This window comes from Aequorivita todarodis (genome assembly GCF_028561335.1).
GTDB classification, from domain to species: Bacteria; Bacteroidota; Bacteroidia; order Flavobacteriales; family Flavobacteriaceae; genus Aequorivita; species Aequorivita todarodis.
Map to the genome: position 1 here is coordinate 123457 of NZ_JAQQTG010000016.1, position 18131 is coordinate 141587.

Sequence of the window (18131 nt, forward strand, 5' to 3'; positions counted from 1 at the left end):
AATAAATTATAATTTAAAATAATAATTTAAGCCCAAACCTATATTGTAATAATAATCATTTCTTTTTCCATGAACAGCCTTCTCCAGCTTATCAGTAAAAACAAGGTTATGTTCTCCAAATAATTTAATTCCAATTTTATTCGAAATAAAATATTCAACACCCAAACCGTATTGAACTTTGAAAAAAGGCTCTCCAAAATCCAGGGAATTATCCAAAGGATCGAGGACGCTCATTATCACACCCGAACCGGCATAAACAAAGGGTGTAAGCCTATCGTTTGGCAGAAGGGCAAATTGCCCATTTAAATCTATGCTTCCGAAGACATTCTCATATTGTACTCCATTATCAATTTTAAAGACAGAAGCCTTGAGGCCTACATTAAAAAAGCGCCCAAAATTTCTTTGATATTCCAGTCTGCCCAAAAACCCCAAATTCTGTGTGGCGTAATCGTTATCAGGCAAATTACCTCCTGCTGAGATCCCCAATGAATTTAGAGCTTCCCGTTGCACTTGCAATCTATCAAGCAATAAAGTTGACTCATCCTTTTCCTTTTCCGCAAGATAATCTGCGACCAATTGGTCATTTACTTCTTTTCCTTCCTGCGAACTCCAGAACTGTTTTTGAATACCTTCGATTATAAGATCATGCACCGCTTTTTCTATAGCATCCTTCATAGCCAATTGCACGGGTTCATTTTGGGTTACACCTGTTTCAGCTTCCAATAATCTTTGAAATTTCACAAAGCGAAAAAAACTTGCATCAATGGCCTGCGAAAGAATTGTTTTGGAAACATATACCGTTTTGAGTATTTCCCCATTACTTGTTGAAACGGCCCTGAGATAGACCGTTATTCTATCCTGTCTATATTTGGCGGATCCTCCCACACCAAAATAACGCGCTCCCACACCTCCGGTAATAATATTGGTATCATAAGAAATTACGCCACCTTCCAGCAATAATCCCGCATACAAAAGCGGAGGTAGCGGAGGTTCATTTGGGTTTAGGTTTTTGATGTATTCCTGTTTTGTATTTCGAATTATATTTCGTTCTGTAGATAGATTACTCAGGTTCTCTCGTTCTATCGGTATAAACCAACCTGAATCTTCCAAAGCCTTTATCAACATAGTAGTTCCACCTTGTGGAATAGCGGTACTGAAAGTACTTCCGTTTTCTACTGCCTTGTATTGCCCTGTTTGGTCGCTAAAATTATATACAGCAACCTCCAAGGGCTGGGCCGCAGGAGGAAGGTCCAAAAGGGTTTGTGTAGATTTGGTAAACTCCCCCGTTCGGGCCGGTGCTTGAAACATCGGTTGATTAAAATAGGCAGCGCAAGAGGATAGCAAAAAAACACTTGCCAGAAAAATTGATCTTAAAAATATTCTCATGAATTTTTTTTAATTTGGGACAATAACTTGTGTTTCCTCTCCAGTGGAGGTGTCTAATATATTTATTACCAATCCTTCCTCGGATTGAAAAATTTCAATATTTAAGCTACCATAGGTAAAAGTTCCCTCTTGATTAAAATTAAATCCACCAAATTGTTGCTGGAGCAGTTGCCGCGAAATTTGGCTCAACAATTGTCTATTCAGATTTTCCCCAAACTTTTCCAGTTCAGAGCGTTGATCTCTTTGATTGGCGGGGGCGGTAAAGCTATTTTGGGAAGTGGCTGAACTTAGTAGCCAGTTATAATTGAAGGTATCCCCCCCAAAAGCGGGGTTCAAGGGTTTATAGGAAAACTGTTGGGCGAAACCCGCAGTTCCAATAAGTAGCAATACAGTTATAGAAAGTAGTTTAAATAATTTCATCTCAATATCGTGTTATGGAATTCTCTTTTTGCTTTTGAAGTTGTTGAAGATACGCAATACATCTGTCTAATGCCGTCTTAGCCATACTTTGTAAAAAGGATTTTTTAGGTTGCGAAAAAAATTGCCACAGTATTTGGTCGTCAATTTTTACAAAAATCCTTGTGCTTCGCATCCTTCCTGGAACTTCTTCAATCATTATGTTTTTTGTTGTCTGTATTCCACGGTTGTAATATTCCGAATAAAAATATTTATAAAAATCACGTCCCGCTTTGGTCAAGGTGTTTTCCACCACCAGCCCATTCATCATATAACCATCTTGAGGAGCTGCTTGATCCTGACTTATAGCCTCTTCCTGAGGAGAAAGCTTGTCTTTAATTATTTCTTGATAACCCTTTTCTGAACTTAACTCGATACGGTCCTGACCTACGGGTTTGCCGTCACTGTCATATAGCATCAGCACCAGCGTAATTTTTCCTTCAGTGTTGTAATTAACGGTTACTGTGGAGAGTATTTTTTTTTCATTCCCCTTTAAAAAGAAAAGATCGGATTGGTTGCTTCTAGAAACGTTATTGTTGGCATCCGTCTGATAGAGACTGAAGTCATATTTAAGATTAACATCCGTCGGGGTAATGTTTTCCGCGGTCGCGGCAAAGGTGAAGAATTCACTATCTTTTTTTACAAGAATCTTAGCAATATATTCCTTATTGTAGAATTGCGCATTCACACCTAAGGTTATGAAAAGCGTAATTACGGCCAAGAGATGATTTTTTATTTTATCAATATGTGTTTTGAAACGGTTCATTTAGTAAAAACTTCTCACTATTATTGTAGGCGAGGCTTCCGTTTGTCTGAATTTTAACGATTTAGTGAGCTCGTTAACACCTTCGCGCTCAAAGTTTAGATAATTCCCGTCCTGAACAAGATCTAAGGAAATATCGGCATCTGGATTGTTTACAAAATCTCTAATACGGTTGTTATTACCATTTTGTATAAGATCTGCCACAGCTGTGTTAGCGGTATAATCTAAATTGGTATCGTTATAGTCTCCCTTTTGCAGAAGATTTATTTCACTGGCATTAGTGCTGGTTGCAATTCTGGTAGTATTGAAATCACCTATTTGGCGAACGTAAACGGAATTCCCCTGAATAAGTGTATTTTTAGGGTTGGGCGTAGTCATAATCCCCAAGTTTTTCAGCATTTCGGGTGATACCATCTCACCTTGTATCATATTTTTGTCGCCATTGGGATTATTTTCCTCTGATTTGTAGGTTTGGCCAGAAACCGTCGGTATAAAGAAGGCCGAGACCAAGATACCTAATATTATATTTTTTATTATTGTCTTCATCATTTGCATTTTTAAGTTACCTCTCCGCAAGTCCGGATGCTCTATCAATCTCTTTCTAAAATATCCTTGCCTGTGCCGCTAAAACAAAATCAGTACTAATAGCGGTTTTGCACAAGCTTGCACTAAAGATATTAATTTTATTAGAAAGGAGGGCATAAAGTTGCCCTCCTTTTTCATTTTATATAAGTGTATTAAACCGAGAGCGGCTTAGCAACCATGACATGGAGCTCCTATTACCACATCTGGTAATGAAGGAGGACAATCAACTGGAACTGGATCTGGGAAGAAACAGCTTTCAGCATCAGCACTGAAATCACCACCTGGACCCAATTGTAATACATCAGCCATGTTGCCATTACCATTTTGGTGAATACCAGCAGTATGACCTGCACCACCTTGAGATTTTTGAACTAACAACGCTTGGTTATCATCACCTGTTTGTTGGATAACACCATAATTGTTATCATCTTGGTAGCTAGCAGCTAGGTTTCCATCTCCAGCAAATTGGCCCAAGAACATAGTGTTGTTGTCCCCAATTTGTCTTGAATAACCCTTACTGTTAGTTCCATACTGTCCAAAAGAGTTATAGTTATTATCTCCGGTTTGATCTATACGTCCGTAGTTACCACCACCTTGCTGACCTTTAAAGATCTCGTTACCGTTACCAAATTGGTTATCTTCTGAATAGTTACCATATCCAGTTTGGAAAACAAGATTGTTTATGTTATTGTTTCCAACTTGAACTTGCCTAGCTTGACCATTGGATCCTGATTGGTTTAAAGTAGCAACGTTACCATCTCCAAGTTGGTATTGGTCTGCTTTATTTTCAGAACCTGACTGTGTAGCAGCCACCGAGTTGTAATCGCCATCCTGTGATGCTGTACTGCAGTTTTCATCACCTGTTTGGTTGATATTAGCAACATTACCAACAGCGTAATAATTAAGAAGACTTTGTAGTACTAACGATTTGTTTTCATTACCATCTTGAGTAATGTTTACAGTACCATCTGTACCGTCTTGATGTGTACGAGCTTCGTTCTCATTTCCATCTTGATTTAAAGTAGCAACACTATTTGAACCTCCGTGTTGTTCCACTCTTGCTTTGTTGTCTGCACTAGCGGTATTGTTTTTACCTTGGTTGATAATAGATGAAGCATTGGTTGGAGGCGTAAACTGAGCTTGATCTACATAAGCCTGGTTGTTAGTTCCTTCCTGATCAATGGCAGAAGAATTACCGTCTCCGCGTTGCCATACCATAGCACGGTGTGAACCATAGCCACTGCCATTACCCTGGGTAATATCAGAGCTTAAGTTTGTCCCTGCTTGTCTTACATACACTCTCTGGTCATCGCCAGTTTGATTCGACTGCGAATTGTTTTGCGCAAACGCAAAACCACCAATCATTAGCGCTACAGCGCCTAAAATTACTTTTTTCATAATTTAAAGATTTAAAGATTAATATTTGGTTAAAAAAAAATTCAGTTTTCAACAAGGAATTGCTTCCCTGGGTATAGTAATAAATCATGGTATAATGATTTATATAACTATAATGTTGGGGATTGGGATTAAAATGTATATAAAATACATCCTAAGAATTTAAGGGGAAATTTAAAAAGCTTCTGAACTATTTGATCAGAGACCAAAAAGTTTCAATTACCAGGGGATAGGTTTGCTATTTATAATTTTGAGGAGATTGGGTTTTTTGATATATCTATCATTCAACCACGATTCAAATATGCAACAAAAAATATTAATAAACAACTAGTTAGGAGCCGGAAGTATCAAAAAGGGGGAAATCCCCCTTTATGAAAAAGGGTTTTTCCTATGTATAAATTGGTGTTTTTAGGATGAAAAATAAAAAACACCCGATGAAATACACATATTTGAAATTTATCGCGAAAAGTTAAAATTATGTTAAAAAAATTTCTTCAGCAAAAAATGTTCTTTTCGTATTCAGAAAAAATAGTTTTTAAAATTGTGGTCGGGGAAAAATCTTTCTTTAGAACCAGATAACCATGTAATTTTTTTATGGCCCGTTGGGCGTTTTTGACCCTACCACAATAAACAAAATCTTCTTTTTCGTCCACATCCCGCAGTGCGAATGAAATAATGGTTCTAATGATAATTCCTTTAGGTTTGGGAACCTGTCAAAAGACACGGCGGACTTATATAATGTTATCAGCACATACCAGTACGCCTCTATTTTTAAAACAATATCAAGGCGTTATCCCCAAACAATAAAAAAATGGCCCGTTAAATAGTATTTAAATAAAAATGACAAAGCCGTCCAAAAAAACTTGAACGGCTTGGAAATAAAAAAGAATGATTTTTACTTGGTAAACAAGAGCTCTCTGTATTTTGTTAATGGCCAAATTTCATCATCAACTAACAGCTCCAATTTATCGCAATGGTAGCGAATAATCTCAAAATAGGGTCTTACATCGTCACAATAGGCAAAAGCTTTCTTTTCTACATCCTCTATCTTGTTAGCTTTTTTTCTTTCATCTATCATGTCCGTAATTCCCTTATTGATTTTTGCTATGTGCTCGCTTATTTGCTCAATAAGGCGCAGTTGCTCCCCAGAGAATTTTTTGAAATCGGTTCCATAGATATTTTTTAGACCCTGCACGTTTTCAATCAATATATTTTGATAGCGGATTGCCGTAGGTATCACGTGGTTTCGAGCTATATCTCCCAAAATACGTCCTTCAATTTGGATTCGCATGGTATAATCCTCCAACTCGATTTCATAACGGGCCTCCAGCTCTTTCCTGCTCATTATGCCAAGCTCTTCAAAAAGTGAAATAGTTTTTTTAGATACTTTCGCCTTTAATGCTTGGGGTGTCGTTTTGTGGTTGCTCAATCCACGTTTTTTTGCTTCTTTTTCCCAGGCTTCTCCATACCCATCCCCTTCAAAACGAATTCTCTTTGAGTCCTTAATATATTCTCTCAGCACATTGAAAATGGCGTCGTCCTTCTTCATCTTCTTCTCTTTAATAAGCGCATCCACTTCCACCTTGAAATCTATCAACTGTTTCGCCACGATTGCATTAAGCACGGTCATTGGGCTTGCACAGTTGGCTGTAGAACCCACAGCGCGAAACTCAAATTTGTTACCCGTAAAAGCAAAAGGGGAGGTTCTGTTTCTATCGGTGTTGTCCAGTAATATTTCCGGGATTTTTCCAACCACGTTAAGCTTAAGATCGGTTTTTTCCTGTGGAGAAAGTTTGCCGCTGGTCACTTTTTCCAACTCATCCAACACTTCGGTCAATTGTGAACCAATAAACGCCGAAATTATGGCTGGAGGAGCCTCATTGGCGCCCAAACGGTGATCGTTACCTGCGCTGGCAATAGATGCCCTGATCAATTCCTCATGTTCGTTTACGGCCTTCAGTGTATTGATGAAAAAGGTTAGAAACTGAAGATTCTTCATTGGCGTGCTTCCAGGGCCTAAAAGGTTCACGCCTGTATTGGTTGCCAAAGACCAGTTGTTGTGTTTTCCACTTCCGTTTACGTTGGCAAATGGTTTTTCGTGAAACAAGACCTTAAAATTATGCTTATTGGCAATTTTGTGCATCAGGTCCATTAATAAGGAGTTGTGGTCCACCGCCAAATTGGTTTCCTCAAAAATGGGTGCCAATTCAAATTGGTTTGGCGCAACTTCATTGTGGCGTGTTTTAACAGGAATGCCCAAAAGCATGCACTCGGTTTCCAAATGGCGCATAAAATTCAAAACCCGGGCAGGAATAGACCCAAAATAATGGTCGTCCAACTGCTGTCCTTTTGCTGAGGAATGGCCCAACAAGGTTCTTCCTGCCAAAGAAATATCTGGGCGGGATGCCGCCAAAGCACTATCGACCAAAAAATACTCTTGCTCCCAACCCAAAGTAGCATTTACCTTGGTCACGTTTTTATCGAAATATTTCGCTATTGCAGTTGCAGCATTATCCACCGATTGCAGCGCACGGAGCAATGGGGTTTTATAATCCAGTGCCTCGCCTGTATAGGAAACAAAAACAGTGGGGATACACAATGTTGTACCATAAATAAATGCCGGCGAGGTTGGATCCCAAGCGGTGTAGCCACGCGCTTCAAAAGTATTTCTGATGCCGCCATGCGGAAAACTTGAGGCATCCGGTTCTTGTTGAACCAATTGCCCACCGCCAAATTTTTCGATCGCATGTCCATTCTCCATAGTTTCAAAAAAGGCGTCGTGCTTTTCAGCGGTAGCCCCAGTTAAAGGCTGAAACCAATGGGTATAGTGTGTAGCGCCCTTTGCAATGGCCCATTCTTTCATTCCAGTTGAAATATGGTCAGCAATATGGCGTTCAATTTTTGAGCTATTTTCAATGGCATCCATAACACTCTTAAAAGAGTCTTTGGTTAGATACTGCCGCATGGCAGCTTCATTAAAAACGTTTTTTCCGAAGATCTCGGAACGTCTTTCTGGTTCAGTAACTGGCATGGGAAGCCTGTTGAAGGTTTCTTTAATGGCATAAAATCGCAAGGTGGGCATAATATGTTTTTTAGGATTTGACAGCGCAAAAATAGAAAAAACACAAATACACCCCCTAAATTATAGCGATTAATTTATTAAAAATGACAAAAACTTATAAACACCCCCAAAAAAATAGGGGCAATTTTATTTTGAAGTTTGTTTTAGAATCGTCATCCCAATAAAAATTGCATACGCTGCAACCAATACAATTCCTCTTTTTCGGCCAAGCTGAAATGATTTTGGAAGAAATGCCAAGGGAAGTAAAACCGCGGCAAAACCAATCATCCAAAATATATCATTGGTAAGCACCTCTTTGCTCTTCACCGCTATCGGCTGTATAATGGCCGTGATCCCCAAAACGGAGGAAATATTAAATATATTTGAACCTATAAGGTTTCCCAGTGAAATAGCCTTTTCCCTTTTAAGCGCCGCGATTACCGAAGCCGCAAGTTCAGGTATGCTCGTGCCAACAGCTATCATCGTTACGGCAATTACGCGTTCACTAACGCCAAAGCCTTCCGCCAATGAGACCGCTCCAGTAACCAAAAATTCACTTCCCGCATACAGTGCCGCCCCTCCAATTAATAGCCATAGCGCGATCTTAAAATTGGAAGCTCGGGACAGACCTTCGTCAATACTGTCGTCCGTTGGTTCAGTACCTCTTGCCTTTCTGGCTCTTTTTATTAGTATCCAGAGATATACAAAGAGCATTAGCAGCAAAGCCACTCCCTCGGAACGGGATATCTGCATACCGCTTTTAAGAATAAAATACAGCGCGATGGAAAGAACCATCATTACGGGCCAATTCAGCTTATAAAAATCCTTATCGATGGCCAAAGGCGCTATTACTGCCGTAATACCAAGCACCAATCCAATATTGGCGATATTCGAACCGATTACATTGCCCAAGGAAATATCGGAGAACCCGTTGAGCGCAGCCTGCAAACTAACCAAAAGCTCTGGGGCGGAAGTGGCAAAAGAAACCACCGTAAGACCGATGACCATTTTTGAAAGATGAAGTTTGAACGAAAGCGCTACAGAAGATCGCACTAAAAATTCGCCCCCCACTACCAATAAAACCAAACCGAGAAAAAGCTGTAAATAATCCATAAAAATATAAATGCCAGCGAAGATACTAAATGCAAAAAAGAATTAGTTGTATATTTGTTACTATCCCCAAATTTTTAATTTTCTTAAACGTCCACCAATTCTATCTTTTTGGACTAATTTTTAATTTATATATAATTATGGAAACCAATATTAAGAGAGCAATTCAAAATCTTTCGTTTTTTCCCGTTCTGGTGCTTTTCAGTTTTTTACTGCTTTCATTCAGTACAAAACGTGCATTCACCACGACTTTAGAAAACAATTCCGTTACAAAAAAACAAATAACCGTAATGATTACTAAAAAAACGACTCTTGAGGAGCTTCAAAAGATCAAAGAACAACTGAAAGAAGAAGGACTGGGTTTTGACTATTCAGACGTAGTTTACAATGAAAAAGATGAAATAATTTCAATCTCCATTCGCTATAAAGACGCAAATAACAACTCTGGAAACTATAGCGTGAGCAGCAAAAATCCCATAAATGATATCATAATTGTTTCGGAAGGCGGCAGGATTTCAGTTAAAAGTGCGGGCAGTTCAAATCAAGCATTCATTAGTCAAGGAAACACTGGACGGGTTCCAAACGACACTGAAAAATCGCATATGGATCGCCGGGAAGCTATGAGGCAAAAAAGCGAGCAGATGCAAAAGGAAATGGAAGCCCAAATGAACGCAATGAAAGAAAGGCAGGCTGAAATGGAGATGCGCATGCAAAAACGAAGAGATAGCTTGAGCAGGTTAAAAAAATATCCAGTAAAAAGCGCTATGGACTTTACTGGACCTTCGCGCCTAATAACAAAGAATACGACCAATTCGGAATTGCTTGGGCTTCAAAATAGCTATGACGCGGAAAACATTTCTTTTTATTATAAAGATTTAGAGCGAAACGACAAAAATGAAATAACACATATATCAATCACCATAGACAATCGAAACGGATCGGTTTCTACCTCAACATTTGGCAATGGCAATGAGCCCATAAAAAACATTACCTTGGCTGTAGATAAAAAGCACACAATTATGAAAAACACCGAATAAGTTTTAACATCGTTTTTAAAAAATATCCAATCACTTTGCTTAATTTCAAAAGAAATTTAATTTAGGATGAAAAAGAAATTCTTTAGATTTTTGGCAAAACTCAACAAGAAAATCCTGCCCAGTTTTACAAAAAAAGAAGTTGATCTATCTAAAGCATCCAAACTTCAAATGGCGCTATTTGCGTATAGATTATGGGTTACAAAGAATGCTTTGGATTAATATTTCAACAATGATTGGACAGAATGGGCCCGTAATTTTTTAATTCCGTTTAAAAACTCAAGTTCGAGCAAAAAGTTGCACTGCACAATCTCTCCGCCCAATTGTTCAATTAAATTACACGCGGCCCGCGCCGTTCCGCCTGTTGCCAAAACATCATCGTGCAATAACACCCGCTCTCCTTTTTTAATTGCATCTTCGTGAATTTCAAGGGCGTCCATTCCGTACTCCAATAGATATGGCTCTTTTAACGTATTGTACGGAAGCTTACCCGGTTTTCTGATGGGCACAAATCCCGCATTGAGCTTTTGAGCCAAGAGCGTTCCGAAGAAAAAACCGCGTGACTCTATAGCTGCAACTTTATCAATCTTTTGACCCGCTATCAGTGCCGTCAATTGCTGCAAGCAACTTTCCATTGCGGCGCTATTGGCAAGCAATGGCGTAATGTCCTTAAAGTGGACTCCAGCTTTTGGAAAATCTTCAATATTCCGTATATATTCAGATAAATTCATTTTTTTACAAGTATTAATTTGCCTTGCAAGTTAAAAAGAAATATATTTGCACCCGCTTAAAGCGAAATTAATTCGGCCTTGTGGCGCATCCCGATAGCTATCGGGAGAATAGCGCACCCCGAACTCGATTCGGGAAGGTTCCAGGTTTCCCCGAAGCGTCGGGGCTGGCAAGACCGCAAAAAACTGCGAAGTTTTAAAAAATCTGAAATAATGGCCTTGTGGCGCATCCCGATAGCTATCGGGAGAATAGCGCACCCCGAACTCGATTCGGGAAGGCTCCAGGTTTCCCCGAAGCGTCGGGGCTGGCAAGACCGCAAAAAACTGCGAAGTTTTAAAAAATCTGAAATAATGGCCTTGTGGCGCAACTGAATAGCGCACCTGATTACGGCTCAGGAGGTTCCAGGTTTGAATCCTGGCAAGGTCACAAAAAACAGAAAACCACGTTCCAAAAGACGTGGTTTTTTCATTTTCTTTCTTGAACTTATCAAGAATATATTGATTGCTACTGCTGTTCCAATATTTTTAGAAGTTCTAAATTATCTCAGCGCTCAACCCAGCTTCCAAAAGCATCGAGCAACGCGGTTTTAATTCGTTAAATTCTCCTGTTTTCACGGTACATTTTCCTTTATAATGCACAATAATCGAGCATTGCTCGGCCTGTTCTGGGGTATGTTCGCAAGCGAAAATTAGGCTATTAATAACGTGATCAAACGTGTTTACATCATCATTGTAAAGCACAATTTCATTGAGATTGCTCTCCTTTTCTGCAACCTCTACCTCTTCTTGGATTTTTTCTCTGGTACTCATACTATCGTTTGTAAAATTCCTAATACAAATGAAATTTACTAAATTTTAAACTTAGCCGCAACCCATTTGTTTTTCTCCTTGTTTTCAACGAAGGTAAAACCCAGATTATTGCAAGCTTCTTTAATAATTGGCAAATCCTCATTATAAAATCCGCTTAGGTAAAGTTCCCCACCCTTATCCAAACAGTTTCGGTAGGCCTCCATATCGTTCAAGAGAATATTTCGGTTGATGTTGGCAATAATCACGTCATATTTTTTGCCGTCCAGCAGTGAGGCATCGCCCAGAAATACTGAAATATTATTGCATTGGTTTCTTTGAATATTTTCCAAGGAATTCTCAAAACACCACTTGTCAATATCAATGGCATCCAGTTTTGAAGCGCCGCGCATTTCTGCCAAAATTGCCAAAACCGCGGTGCCGCAACCCATGTCGAGCACCGTTTTCCCCTTAAAAGCGTTTTCCAAAATAAACTGGAGCATCATAAAAGTAGTTTCGTGGTGGCCCGTTCCGAAGGACATTTTTGGCTCGATTACTATTTCGTATTCAAAATTTTTATTTGGGTGAAATGGTGCGCGAACGGTACATTTTCCGTCAACTTCAATGGGGTCGAAGTTCTTTTCCCATTCAGAATTCCAGTTGATTTGTTCTATTTCTGAAAAAGTATATTCTATTTTAAATTCCTCAGAATTTAAAATATGAATGTCATCCAAAATATTTTGGTTCCATTCTTCCTTTTGGATGTAAGCCGTAACGCCTTCCTCGGTTTCAACAAAACTTTCAAAACCGGCATACCCCAATTCGGCAATCAAAATTTCGGTACCTGGTTGGAGCGGGCTCACTTTAAAAATGTATTCTATATAATTCATAGTTTTTTAAAAATTCGAAATTACAAGTACCAAATCCCAAATAAATTCCAAAAAACCAAAAAACAAATCTCAAACTTGGGATTTGGAATTTGGAATTTGGGATTTGGGATTTGGTTTTGTGGTGCTTTAGATTAATTGTGTACTTACTTTTCGAAGGAATTTACAATTTTCATAAAACTCTCAACCTTTAGCGAAGCTCCGCCAATAAGGCCTCCGTCCACATCATTCTGCCCAAAGATTTCACTGGCGTTGTCTGGCTTTACACTTCCACCGTAGAGGATTGAAACCTCATCGGCTATTTCTTTTGAATAATTTTCAGCAAGGGTCTTTCTTATGAATTTGTGCATTTCCTGAGCCTGCTCGGGGCTTGCGGTTTCACCAGTTCCTATTGCCCAAACAGGTTCGTAAGCAATAATAATATTTTCCCAAGCTTCGTCAGCAATATGGAAAAGACCTTCGGAAAGTTGCGTTTTTATCAATTCGAAATGGCTTCCTTTTTTTCGGTCGTCCAATTCCTCACCGATACAGAAAATAATGGTCATTTCGTTTTCGAGCGCCGTATTTACTTTTTCGGCAAGTATGGCGCTGTCTTCATTAAAATATGCACGTCGCTCGCTATGGCCCAAAATAACGGTGCTTGCCCCAACACTTTTCAGCATTTTTGCGGAAATTTCACCCGTAAAAGCGCCTTCATTGCTCTGGTGCATATTCTGTGCGGCAAGCGCTACGGGATGCTCGCGCAAAGACCGGAAGGTATGGTTCAAACTCGTAAACGGCGGGGCTATCATAACCACTACATCTTCTGGAAATACCTGCTTTTTCAATTCTACCAAAAACATTTCGGTCTCGGCCAAATCGTTGTTCATTTTCCAATTTCCAGCTACTATTTTTTTTCTCATAGTCATGCCCGCGAAGGCGGGTATCTTTTTAATATTAGTTATTCAGTTCTTTTAAAAGATTTTCATCATTAGTTTCAATGGCTTTGTAAAGGCTGATTTCGCCTTCGGCATTCACAACCATATATCTGGGAATCCAGTCCAAATCTATGGAAGAACAAAAATCGCCCTTCCACCCTGCGGGTATAAAATAGTTTTCGCCCACAACGCCGTACTTTTCAATGCCGTGCTTCCAACTCTTCGTTTCTTTATCCAAGGAAAGGAAAAGAAAAACAACTTCCGGGTTTTCCTCCCGCAGCTTTTGCACCTTCGGCATTCCCTCGATACAGTCCTTGCACCAACTGGCCCAAACGTCTATAAAAACAGTCTTGCCTTTGTACTGTTGAAGTATTTCTGAAAAGCTTATTTCCACATTATTTTCAGAAAGAAACTTTTCGTTCAAGGCTGCTTCGGAAAAGGATTTTTGCTGGGCTTGTGCAAAGCCTACAAATAAAAGTAAGGCAATTAGTGTTTTCATAAAAAATTGTTTTATCTACTGATTAAAGGGCACGCGATAAATCGCGAGCCTACAAGACTGGTTACTGCTTACTGATCACTGCCGACTGATTTTCGGATCGAGCCAACCGTAAATTATATCCACAAAAATATTGATTATAATGAACAATGTGGCTATTACGATTACAGCTCCCATAATTACAGGGAGATCCAAAGTATTTAGCGCGTTTACGATTTCCTTTCCCAAGCCATTCCATCCGAAAATGTACTCCACAAAAACTGCGCCCGCCAGCATACTCGCAAACCAACCTGAAATGGCGGTAACAACGGGATTCAGCGAATTTTTAAGTGCGTGTTTTTTTATAATTTGATAAAAGGAAAGTCCCTTCGCTTTTGCGGTGCGAATGTAATCCTGGTTCAAAACCTCAAGCAATGAATTGCGCATCAACTGACTCACAACGGCCAATGGCCGGATACCCAAAACAATGGCCGGGAGTATTAAATTTTTCCATTGAATGTATTTGCCGTTGCCGAAATCGTCAACTTCGTACAGGCTTCCCGTCATATTCAAATTTGTGTATTCGTGAAGCAAAAAACCGAAAATCCACGCAAAGATAATCGCGCTGAAAAACGAGGGAACACTCATCCCCAACGTGCTTACCAATTGAATGGCTTTATCGATAAACCCATCTTTAAAAAGCACGGAAATAATTCCGAGGAAGACACCGATAATCATTGCGATAACAATTGCTGAAACCGCGAGAATAAAGGTATTCGGAAGTGTTTCCGCTATCACCTCGCTCACCTCTTTTCCGTTCTTTTGAAAGGATTCGCGCAAATAGGGCGTTTTTAAAACCACGTTTGTACTTCCGACAGAGAATAATTTTGCAGCATTGTATTTTCCCTCGGAAAGAAAGGTGTAATCGTCCGGATTTTTACTGTGAAAGGATATGGGCGACAAATCATTCAAATACCGTACATATTGCACCGAAACAGGTTGGTCAAAACCGTATTTCCTTTTTACAACGGCAAGTTGTTCCGCGGTTTCGTTTTGGCCGAGCATCATGCGCGCGGGGTCGCCGGGAAGGATTGTGAAGAGCAGAAAAATCACGGTCACAACCCCAAACAATGTGAGCAATGCATAACCCAATTTTTGAAGTATGTAACTCCCCACTTTTCTATTTTTTATTGTTTATTATTATTTTTTATTGCTCGTGGTTTTGGCTATTGCTTAACCTGCTCTATAGTAAGAGGTTTGTATTCAAAATCTTCGCCGAAAAGCCTTTTGGCATATTCTTCAATTGTTTCGTCAAAGCCAGCCTTTTTTCTTCTTTCATTTACGGTTTCGGGGTTTTCAATGGGCCAGATAAATTTTGCGCCATCTCCTTCCATTCTTCCCTGTGTTCCGTAAATTTGAGGTCTGCCTTCGTCCATCAAATATCTATCTTCCATCATTGCCACCAATTTCATAGGAATTTCTCCTTCTTCGCCCGCCTTTTTAATTAAATGTAGATACTCACCAATTTTGTTTGAATGTTGTAACACATACCAAGCAGCAGTATTTGTAGGCTCACCCACCATAGATTTGCCCGGATATCCCACTGTTTTGAATATTTTTTCTACATAATTCAAATTCGCACTATCAATAACTACTTGCATTTTCCACAGGTCGCCACTATATTCTGCTTCCGAAAGTCCCATTTTTTTACCGAGTTCAGCACGCGCCTCGGGAGATTCTTCGTGCATCAATTTTCGGTATTTCTGATCCAAAATAGCAATACTGTCCAAACGACGCTTCATTTCCAAATCCAACTTTGGTTTTGCATTTTCAACTACGGGAAGCTGCAATTTTTGGGCATCGTTCCAGTGAAGCTTTTGTTTTATGGTTCCGTTGTCCAACTCCAAAATCCCCGGATTACTGCGGACGATGGTTTTCAGTGTAGTTTCATCGCAGAAGTAAAATTTGAAATTCAACTTATATTCCTCCGTCAAAGCCTCGGTCATTTCCTGCGAGGATGCCGAAAGACCAATCACATTGTAACCATTTTTTAAGGCTTTATCGGTCACCTCTTTTATAGGAATGTAACCGTCCTTTTCGGTATTTCCCAAACTGTATGCGATCACAACCACTAAATTTTCTTCATTTAAAAATTGTTCAGTGTAATCCTCGCCATCCCTTTCCATCGTAAAATCGTGGATTGGCGGGGTGTAGCCCTCCTGTATCATTTCGGTTTCGGTACTTATCAATTCGCCGTCAACCTGCGGATATTCGCCGTTTGTGGTGATAACTTTTTCTTCGCCATTAATTTTGAATTTCCACTTATATTCATAAATAGGGCCCGGTGCATCTTCGGGAATGGTCATTCCTTCCTTAATATTCGCGCCAATTTTATACGGACGGAAATCGATAATCGGGAGATGCAACAAAACATAATAAGTAATTCCGAGACAGAAAACGAAGGATGCAAAAATGAGGATGCTCCGTATCCCTTTTGTGAAAAACGGCTGAATATATTTTCTTCCCACAAAAAGAATCAAAATCAAAATTAGGAGCACGATATCTTTTGTGAAAGATTCCCAAGGCGTGAGTTTTATGGCATCGCCAAAGCAGCCGCAATCGGTCACCTTGTTGAAATATGCCGAATAAAATGTAAGAAATGTGAAAAACACAATCATTAGCAACAAGGCCCAAAGTGTAAATTTTTTGAGGTAACCCAATAGCAATGCCACGCCCAGCAGCACTTCAAATATGACGACAAATATTGCAATCAGCAAAGCATACGGCACCAAAAATCCAAGATCCAAAACTTCGGGCGCAAAGTAATCTTTCAGTTTGAATGAAAATCCAACGGGGTCGTTCAATTTAATCAGTCCGCTTATAATAAAAAGTACTCCAACAATTATTCGTGATATTCCTACTAAGTATTTCATATATTTTAAATTCTATTTTCAAAATTCCAAATATGTGTTTTTGGAATTTGGAGTTTTTTTTATTTGAAATTTTAATTACCCGTTTTTTGCGCTGTTTCCTCTAAATGAATCAGCGCAAAAACCGCATAATTTATCATATCTTGATAATTTGCATCAATTCCTTCAGAAACCAAGGTTTTCCCGCTATTGTTTTCAATTTGCTTTACGCGCAGTAATTTCTGAAGAATCAAATCCGTCAACGAGCTAACCCGCATATCACGCCACGCCTCGCCATAATCGTGGTTTTTGTCCATCATCAGCTGTTTGGTTTTCGCCACTTGCTCATCGTAAAGTTGGGTGGCCTCTTCCAAAGACAGGTCGGGCTGCTCCACTACGCCTTTATCCAGTTGGATAAGCGCCATTATGGAATAATTTACAATCCCAATAAATTCGCTGGTTTCGTCCTCTTCAATTTTTCGCTCCGCATTTTGCTGCAAACCACGGATGCGCTGTGCCTTTATAAAAATTTGGTCGGTAAGGGACGGAAGCCTGAGAATTCGCCATGCACTTCCGTAGTCATGCATTTTCTTGATAAACAGCTCCCTGCATTTTTCAATCTGGTCGTTGTATTGATTTGAAGTATCGGCCATTAGTGATGTGTAAGATTTTGCGTAAATTTCGCTTAAATAGTTCAAAGTTCAAAGTTGAACGCTTAAAGTTATTCGCCAAACGGCACATTGACTAAAAGATTTTGAATTTTGAATGATTAAAAATTTAAAAAATTGCAGACTCTTAATTGCCGCGGCAACCTTATAGACCTCTCCGTGCCCAAAGTGATGGGCATCATTAATGTAACGCCCGATTCATTTTATGACGGCGGGAAAACGTTTTCCAAAAAGGAAATTTTGAAGCAGGCCGAAAAAATGCTTTCCGAAGGTGCTACCTTTTTGGATGTTGGCGGTTACAGCACTCGGCCGGGCGCTGAGGAAATTTCAGAAACCGAAGAAATTCGAAGAGTTGTTGAGAGTGTTGAAAGTATTCTGAAAAGATTTCCCGAAGCATTGATTTCCGTAGATACGTTCCGAAGTGAGGTTGCAAAAAAAGCCGTGGAAGCCGGAGCAGCGATTGTGAATGACGTTTCGGGCGGAACTTTGGATGCCGAAATGTACAATACCGTCGCAAAGTTGAAAGTTCCGTACATTTTGATGCACATGCGCGGCACGCCCAAAACAATGGCAAAACTTACCGATTATAAAAATGTGACCATTGAAGTTTTAAAAGATTTAGCCGAAAAAATCGCACTCGCCCGAGCAGCGGGAATCAACGATATTATTGCCGACCCCGGTTTTGGCTTTGCAAAAACCCGCGAACAAAGTTTTCAACTTTTAAATAATTTGGAGCTTTTCCAGAATTTGGATGTTCCCATTTTGGCAGGCGTTTCACGAAAATCCTTTATATACACAACACTGGAAACTTCCGCGGAAAATGCTTTAAACGGCACCACTTCGCTCAACACCATCGCGCTTTTAAAAGGAGCAAAGATTCTTCGAGTACACGATGTAAAGGAAGCGGTTGAATGCGTCAAATTATTTTCTGAAGTTGTTAGGAAATAAAGCTTTGTAGAAGTATAAGGCTG

Annotated in this window: 19 protein-coding genes and 1 tRNA gene; 4 read left to right on the plus strand and 16 right to left on the minus strand. The window is 39.6% G+C overall.

What is annotated here, in order from left to right; all coding sequences use genetic code 11:
• Positions 1 to 6 precede the first annotated feature (6 nt).
• The 7 genes from POV26_RS06590 to POV26_RS06620 all read right to left on the minus strand — a co-directional run bounded on the left by POV26_RS06590 (position 7) and on the right by POV26_RS06620 (position 8759).
• Entirely contained in the window at positions 7 to 1386 is a 1380-nt protein-coding gene (locus POV26_RS06590; RefSeq protein ID WP_272855678.1) for a CsgG/HfaB family protein, read from the minus strand.
• 9 nt (positions 1387 to 1395) lie between these two features.
• The gene (locus POV26_RS06595) at positions 1396 to 1806 is read right to left on the minus strand and encodes a curli production assembly/transport component CsgF (protein ID WP_272855679.1); all 411 of its coding nucleotides are present in this window, start codon (positions 1804 to 1806) and stop codon (positions 1396 to 1398) included.
• Between the two features lies 1 nt (position 1807).
• Positions 1808 to 2608, minus strand: a complete 801-nt coding sequence (locus tag POV26_RS06600; protein WP_272855680.1) for a CsgE family curli-type amyloid fiber assembly protein — start codon at positions 2606 to 2608, stop codon at positions 1808 to 1810.
• On the minus strand, positions 2609 to 3154 hold the full coding sequence (locus POV26_RS06605; RefSeq protein WP_272855681.1) for a hypothetical protein: 546 nt from the start codon (positions 3152 to 3154) through the stop codon (positions 2609 to 2611).
• A gap of 204 nt (positions 3155 to 3358) precedes the next feature.
• Positions 3359 to 4588, minus strand: a complete 1230-nt coding sequence (locus tag POV26_RS06610; protein ID WP_272855682.1) for a hypothetical protein — start codon at positions 4586 to 4588, stop codon at positions 3359 to 3361.
• 892 nt (positions 4589 to 5480) lie between these two features.
• Positions 5481 to 7667, minus strand: coding sequence for a glutamine synthetase III family protein (locus tag POV26_RS06615; protein WP_272855683.1), 2187 nt, complete (start codon positions 7665 to 7667; stop codon positions 5481 to 5483).
• Positions 7668 to 7793: 126 nt separating this feature from the next.
• Positions 7794 to 8759, minus strand: a complete 966-nt coding sequence (locus POV26_RS06620) for a calcium/sodium antiporter (RefSeq protein ID WP_272855684.1) — start codon at positions 8757 to 8759, stop codon at positions 7794 to 7796.
• 137 nt (positions 8760 to 8896) lie between these two features.
• On the opposite strand from POV26_RS06620, the gene POV26_RS06625 reads away from it, so the two are divergent.
• Both POV26_RS06625 and POV26_RS06630 read left to right on the plus strand, forming a co-directional pair.
• The gene (locus tag POV26_RS06625) at positions 8897 to 9793 is read left to right on the plus strand and encodes a hypothetical protein (protein ID WP_272855685.1); all 897 of its coding nucleotides are present in this window, start codon (positions 8897 to 8899) and stop codon (positions 9791 to 9793) included.
• 66 nt (positions 9794 to 9859) lie between these two features.
• Positions 9860 to 10012, plus strand: a complete 153-nt coding sequence (locus POV26_RS06630) for an SsrA-binding protein (protein WP_272855686.1) — start codon at positions 9860 to 9862, stop codon at positions 10010 to 10012.
• On the opposite strand, the gene POV26_RS06635 is transcribed toward POV26_RS06630, so the two are convergent.
• Both POV26_RS06635 and POV26_RS06640 read right to left on the minus strand, forming a co-directional pair.
• Positions 10009 to 10521 (minus strand): adenine phosphoribosyltransferase, encoded by a 513-nt coding sequence (locus POV26_RS06635; RefSeq protein WP_272855687.1) that lies wholly within the window; start codon positions 10519 to 10521, stop codon positions 10009 to 10011. The genes POV26_RS06630 and POV26_RS06635 overlap by 4 nt on opposite strands.
• Before the next feature lie 30 nt (positions 10522 to 10551).
• Positions 10552 to 10899, minus strand: coding sequence for a hypothetical protein (locus tag POV26_RS06640; RefSeq protein WP_272855688.1), 348 nt, complete (start codon positions 10897 to 10899; stop codon positions 10552 to 10554).
• Between POV26_RS06640 and POV26_RS06645 the strand changes: the two genes are divergently transcribed.
• A tRNA-Arg gene (locus tag POV26_RS06645) sits at positions 10872 to 10945 on the plus strand. The two genes, POV26_RS06640 and POV26_RS06645, sit on opposite strands and share 28 nt — an antisense overlap.
• A gap of 107 nt (positions 10946 to 11052) precedes the next feature.
• On the opposite strand, the gene POV26_RS06650 is transcribed toward POV26_RS06645, so the two are convergent.
• The 7 genes from POV26_RS06650 to POV26_RS06680 form a co-directional block, all read right to left on the minus strand.
• Entirely contained in the window at positions 11053 to 11328 is a 276-nt protein-coding gene (locus tag POV26_RS06650; protein ID WP_272855689.1) for an ATP-dependent Clp protease adaptor ClpS, read from the minus strand.
• 38 nt (positions 11329 to 11366) lie between these two features.
• The gene (gene prmA / locus POV26_RS06655) at positions 11367 to 12194 is read right to left on the minus strand and encodes a 50S ribosomal protein L11 methyltransferase (RefSeq protein WP_272855690.1); all 828 of its coding nucleotides are present in this window, start codon (positions 12192 to 12194) and stop codon (positions 11367 to 11369) included.
• 143 nt (positions 12195 to 12337) lie between these two features.
• Positions 12338 to 13093, minus strand: coding sequence for a triose-phosphate isomerase (tpiA, locus tag POV26_RS06660; RefSeq protein WP_272855691.1), 756 nt, complete (start codon positions 13091 to 13093; stop codon positions 12338 to 12340).
• Between the two features lie 34 nt (positions 13094 to 13127).
• Positions 13128 to 13607, minus strand: coding sequence for a TlpA family protein disulfide reductase (locus tag POV26_RS06665; protein ID WP_272855692.1), 480 nt, complete (start codon positions 13605 to 13607; stop codon positions 13128 to 13130).
• A 75-nt stretch (positions 13608 to 13682) separates the two neighbouring features.
• Positions 13683 to 14759: an ABC transporter permease gene (locus tag POV26_RS06670; RefSeq protein ID WP_272855693.1), complete on the minus strand. Its 1077-nt coding sequence runs from the start codon at positions 14757 to 14759 to the stop codon at positions 13683 to 13685.
• A gap of 50 nt (positions 14760 to 14809) precedes the next feature.
• On the minus strand, positions 14810 to 16516 hold the full coding sequence (locus tag POV26_RS06675) for a BT_3928 family protein (protein ID WP_272855694.1): 1707 nt from the start codon (positions 16514 to 16516) through the stop codon (positions 14810 to 14812).
• Positions 16517 to 16587: 71 nt separating this feature from the next.
• The gene (locus POV26_RS06680; protein ID WP_272855827.1) at positions 16588 to 17145 is read right to left on the minus strand and encodes a DUF1599 domain-containing protein; all 558 of its coding nucleotides are present in this window, start codon (positions 17143 to 17145) and stop codon (positions 16588 to 16590) included.
• A gap of 132 nt (positions 17146 to 17277) precedes the next feature.
• Here POV26_RS06680 and folP point away from each other — a divergent pair, with 132 nt between their 5' ends.
• Complete coding sequence (folP, locus tag POV26_RS06685) at positions 17278 to 18108, plus strand: dihydropteroate synthase (protein WP_272855695.1); 831 nt, start codon at positions 17278 to 17280, stop codon at positions 18106 to 18108.
• Positions 18109 to 18131 lie beyond the last annotated feature (23 nt).

Bases quoted from the DNA above. Each gene is read 5' to 3' on its own strand.
- POV26_RS06590 (WP_272855678.1), bottom strand. From the start codon at position 1,386: ATGAGAATATTTTTAAGATCAATTTTTCTGGCAAGTGTTTTTTTGCTA.
- POV26_RS06595 (WP_272855679.1), bottom strand. From the start codon at position 1,806: ATGAAATTATTTAAACTACTTTCTATAACTGTATTGCTACTTATTGGA.
- POV26_RS06600 (WP_272855680.1), bottom strand. From the start codon at position 2,608: ATGAACCGTTTCAAAACACATATTGATAAAATAAAAAATCATCTCTTG.
- POV26_RS06605 (WP_272855681.1), bottom strand. From the start codon at position 3,154: ATGATGAAGACAATAATAAAAAATATAATATTAGGTATCTTGGTCTCG.
- POV26_RS06610 (WP_272855682.1), bottom strand. From the start codon at position 4,588: ATGAAAAAAGTAATTTTAGGCGCTGTAGCGCTAATGATTGGTGGTTTT.
- POV26_RS06615 (WP_272855683.1), bottom strand. From the start codon at position 7,667: ATGCCCACCTTGCGATTTTATGCCATTAAAGAAACCTTCAACAGGCTT.
- POV26_RS06620 (WP_272855684.1), bottom strand. From the start codon at position 8,759: ATGGATTATTTACAGCTTTTTCTCGGTTTGGTTTTATTGGTAGTGGGG.
- POV26_RS06625 (WP_272855685.1), top strand. From the start codon at position 8,897: ATGGAAACCAATATTAAGAGAGCAATTCAAAATCTTTCGTTTTTTCCC.
- POV26_RS06630 (WP_272855686.1), top strand. From the start codon at position 9,860: ATGAAAAAGAAATTCTTTAGATTTTTGGCAAAACTCAACAAGAAAATC.
- POV26_RS06635 (WP_272855687.1), bottom strand. From the start codon at position 10,521: ATGAATTTATCTGAATATATACGGAATATTGAAGATTTTCCAAAAGCT.
- POV26_RS06650 (WP_272855689.1), bottom strand. From the start codon at position 11,328: ATGAGTACCAGAGAAAAAATCCAAGAAGAGGTAGAGGTTGCAGAAAAG.
- prmA (WP_272855690.1), bottom strand. From the start codon at position 12,194: ATGAATTATATAGAATACATTTTTAAAGTGAGCCCGCTCCAACCAGGT.
- tpiA (WP_272855691.1), bottom strand. From the start codon at position 13,093: ATGAGAAAAAAAATAGTAGCTGGAAATTGGAAAATGAACAACGATTTG.
- POV26_RS06665 (WP_272855692.1), bottom strand. From the start codon at position 13,607: ATGAAAACACTAATTGCCTTACTTTTATTTGTAGGCTTTGCACAAGCC.
- POV26_RS06675 (WP_272855694.1), bottom strand. From the start codon at position 16,516: ATGAAATACTTAGTAGGAATATCACGAATAATTGTTGGAGTACTTTTT.
- POV26_RS06680 (WP_272855827.1), bottom strand. From the start codon at position 17,145: ATGGCCGATACTTCAAATCAATACAACGACCAGATTGAAAAATGCAGG.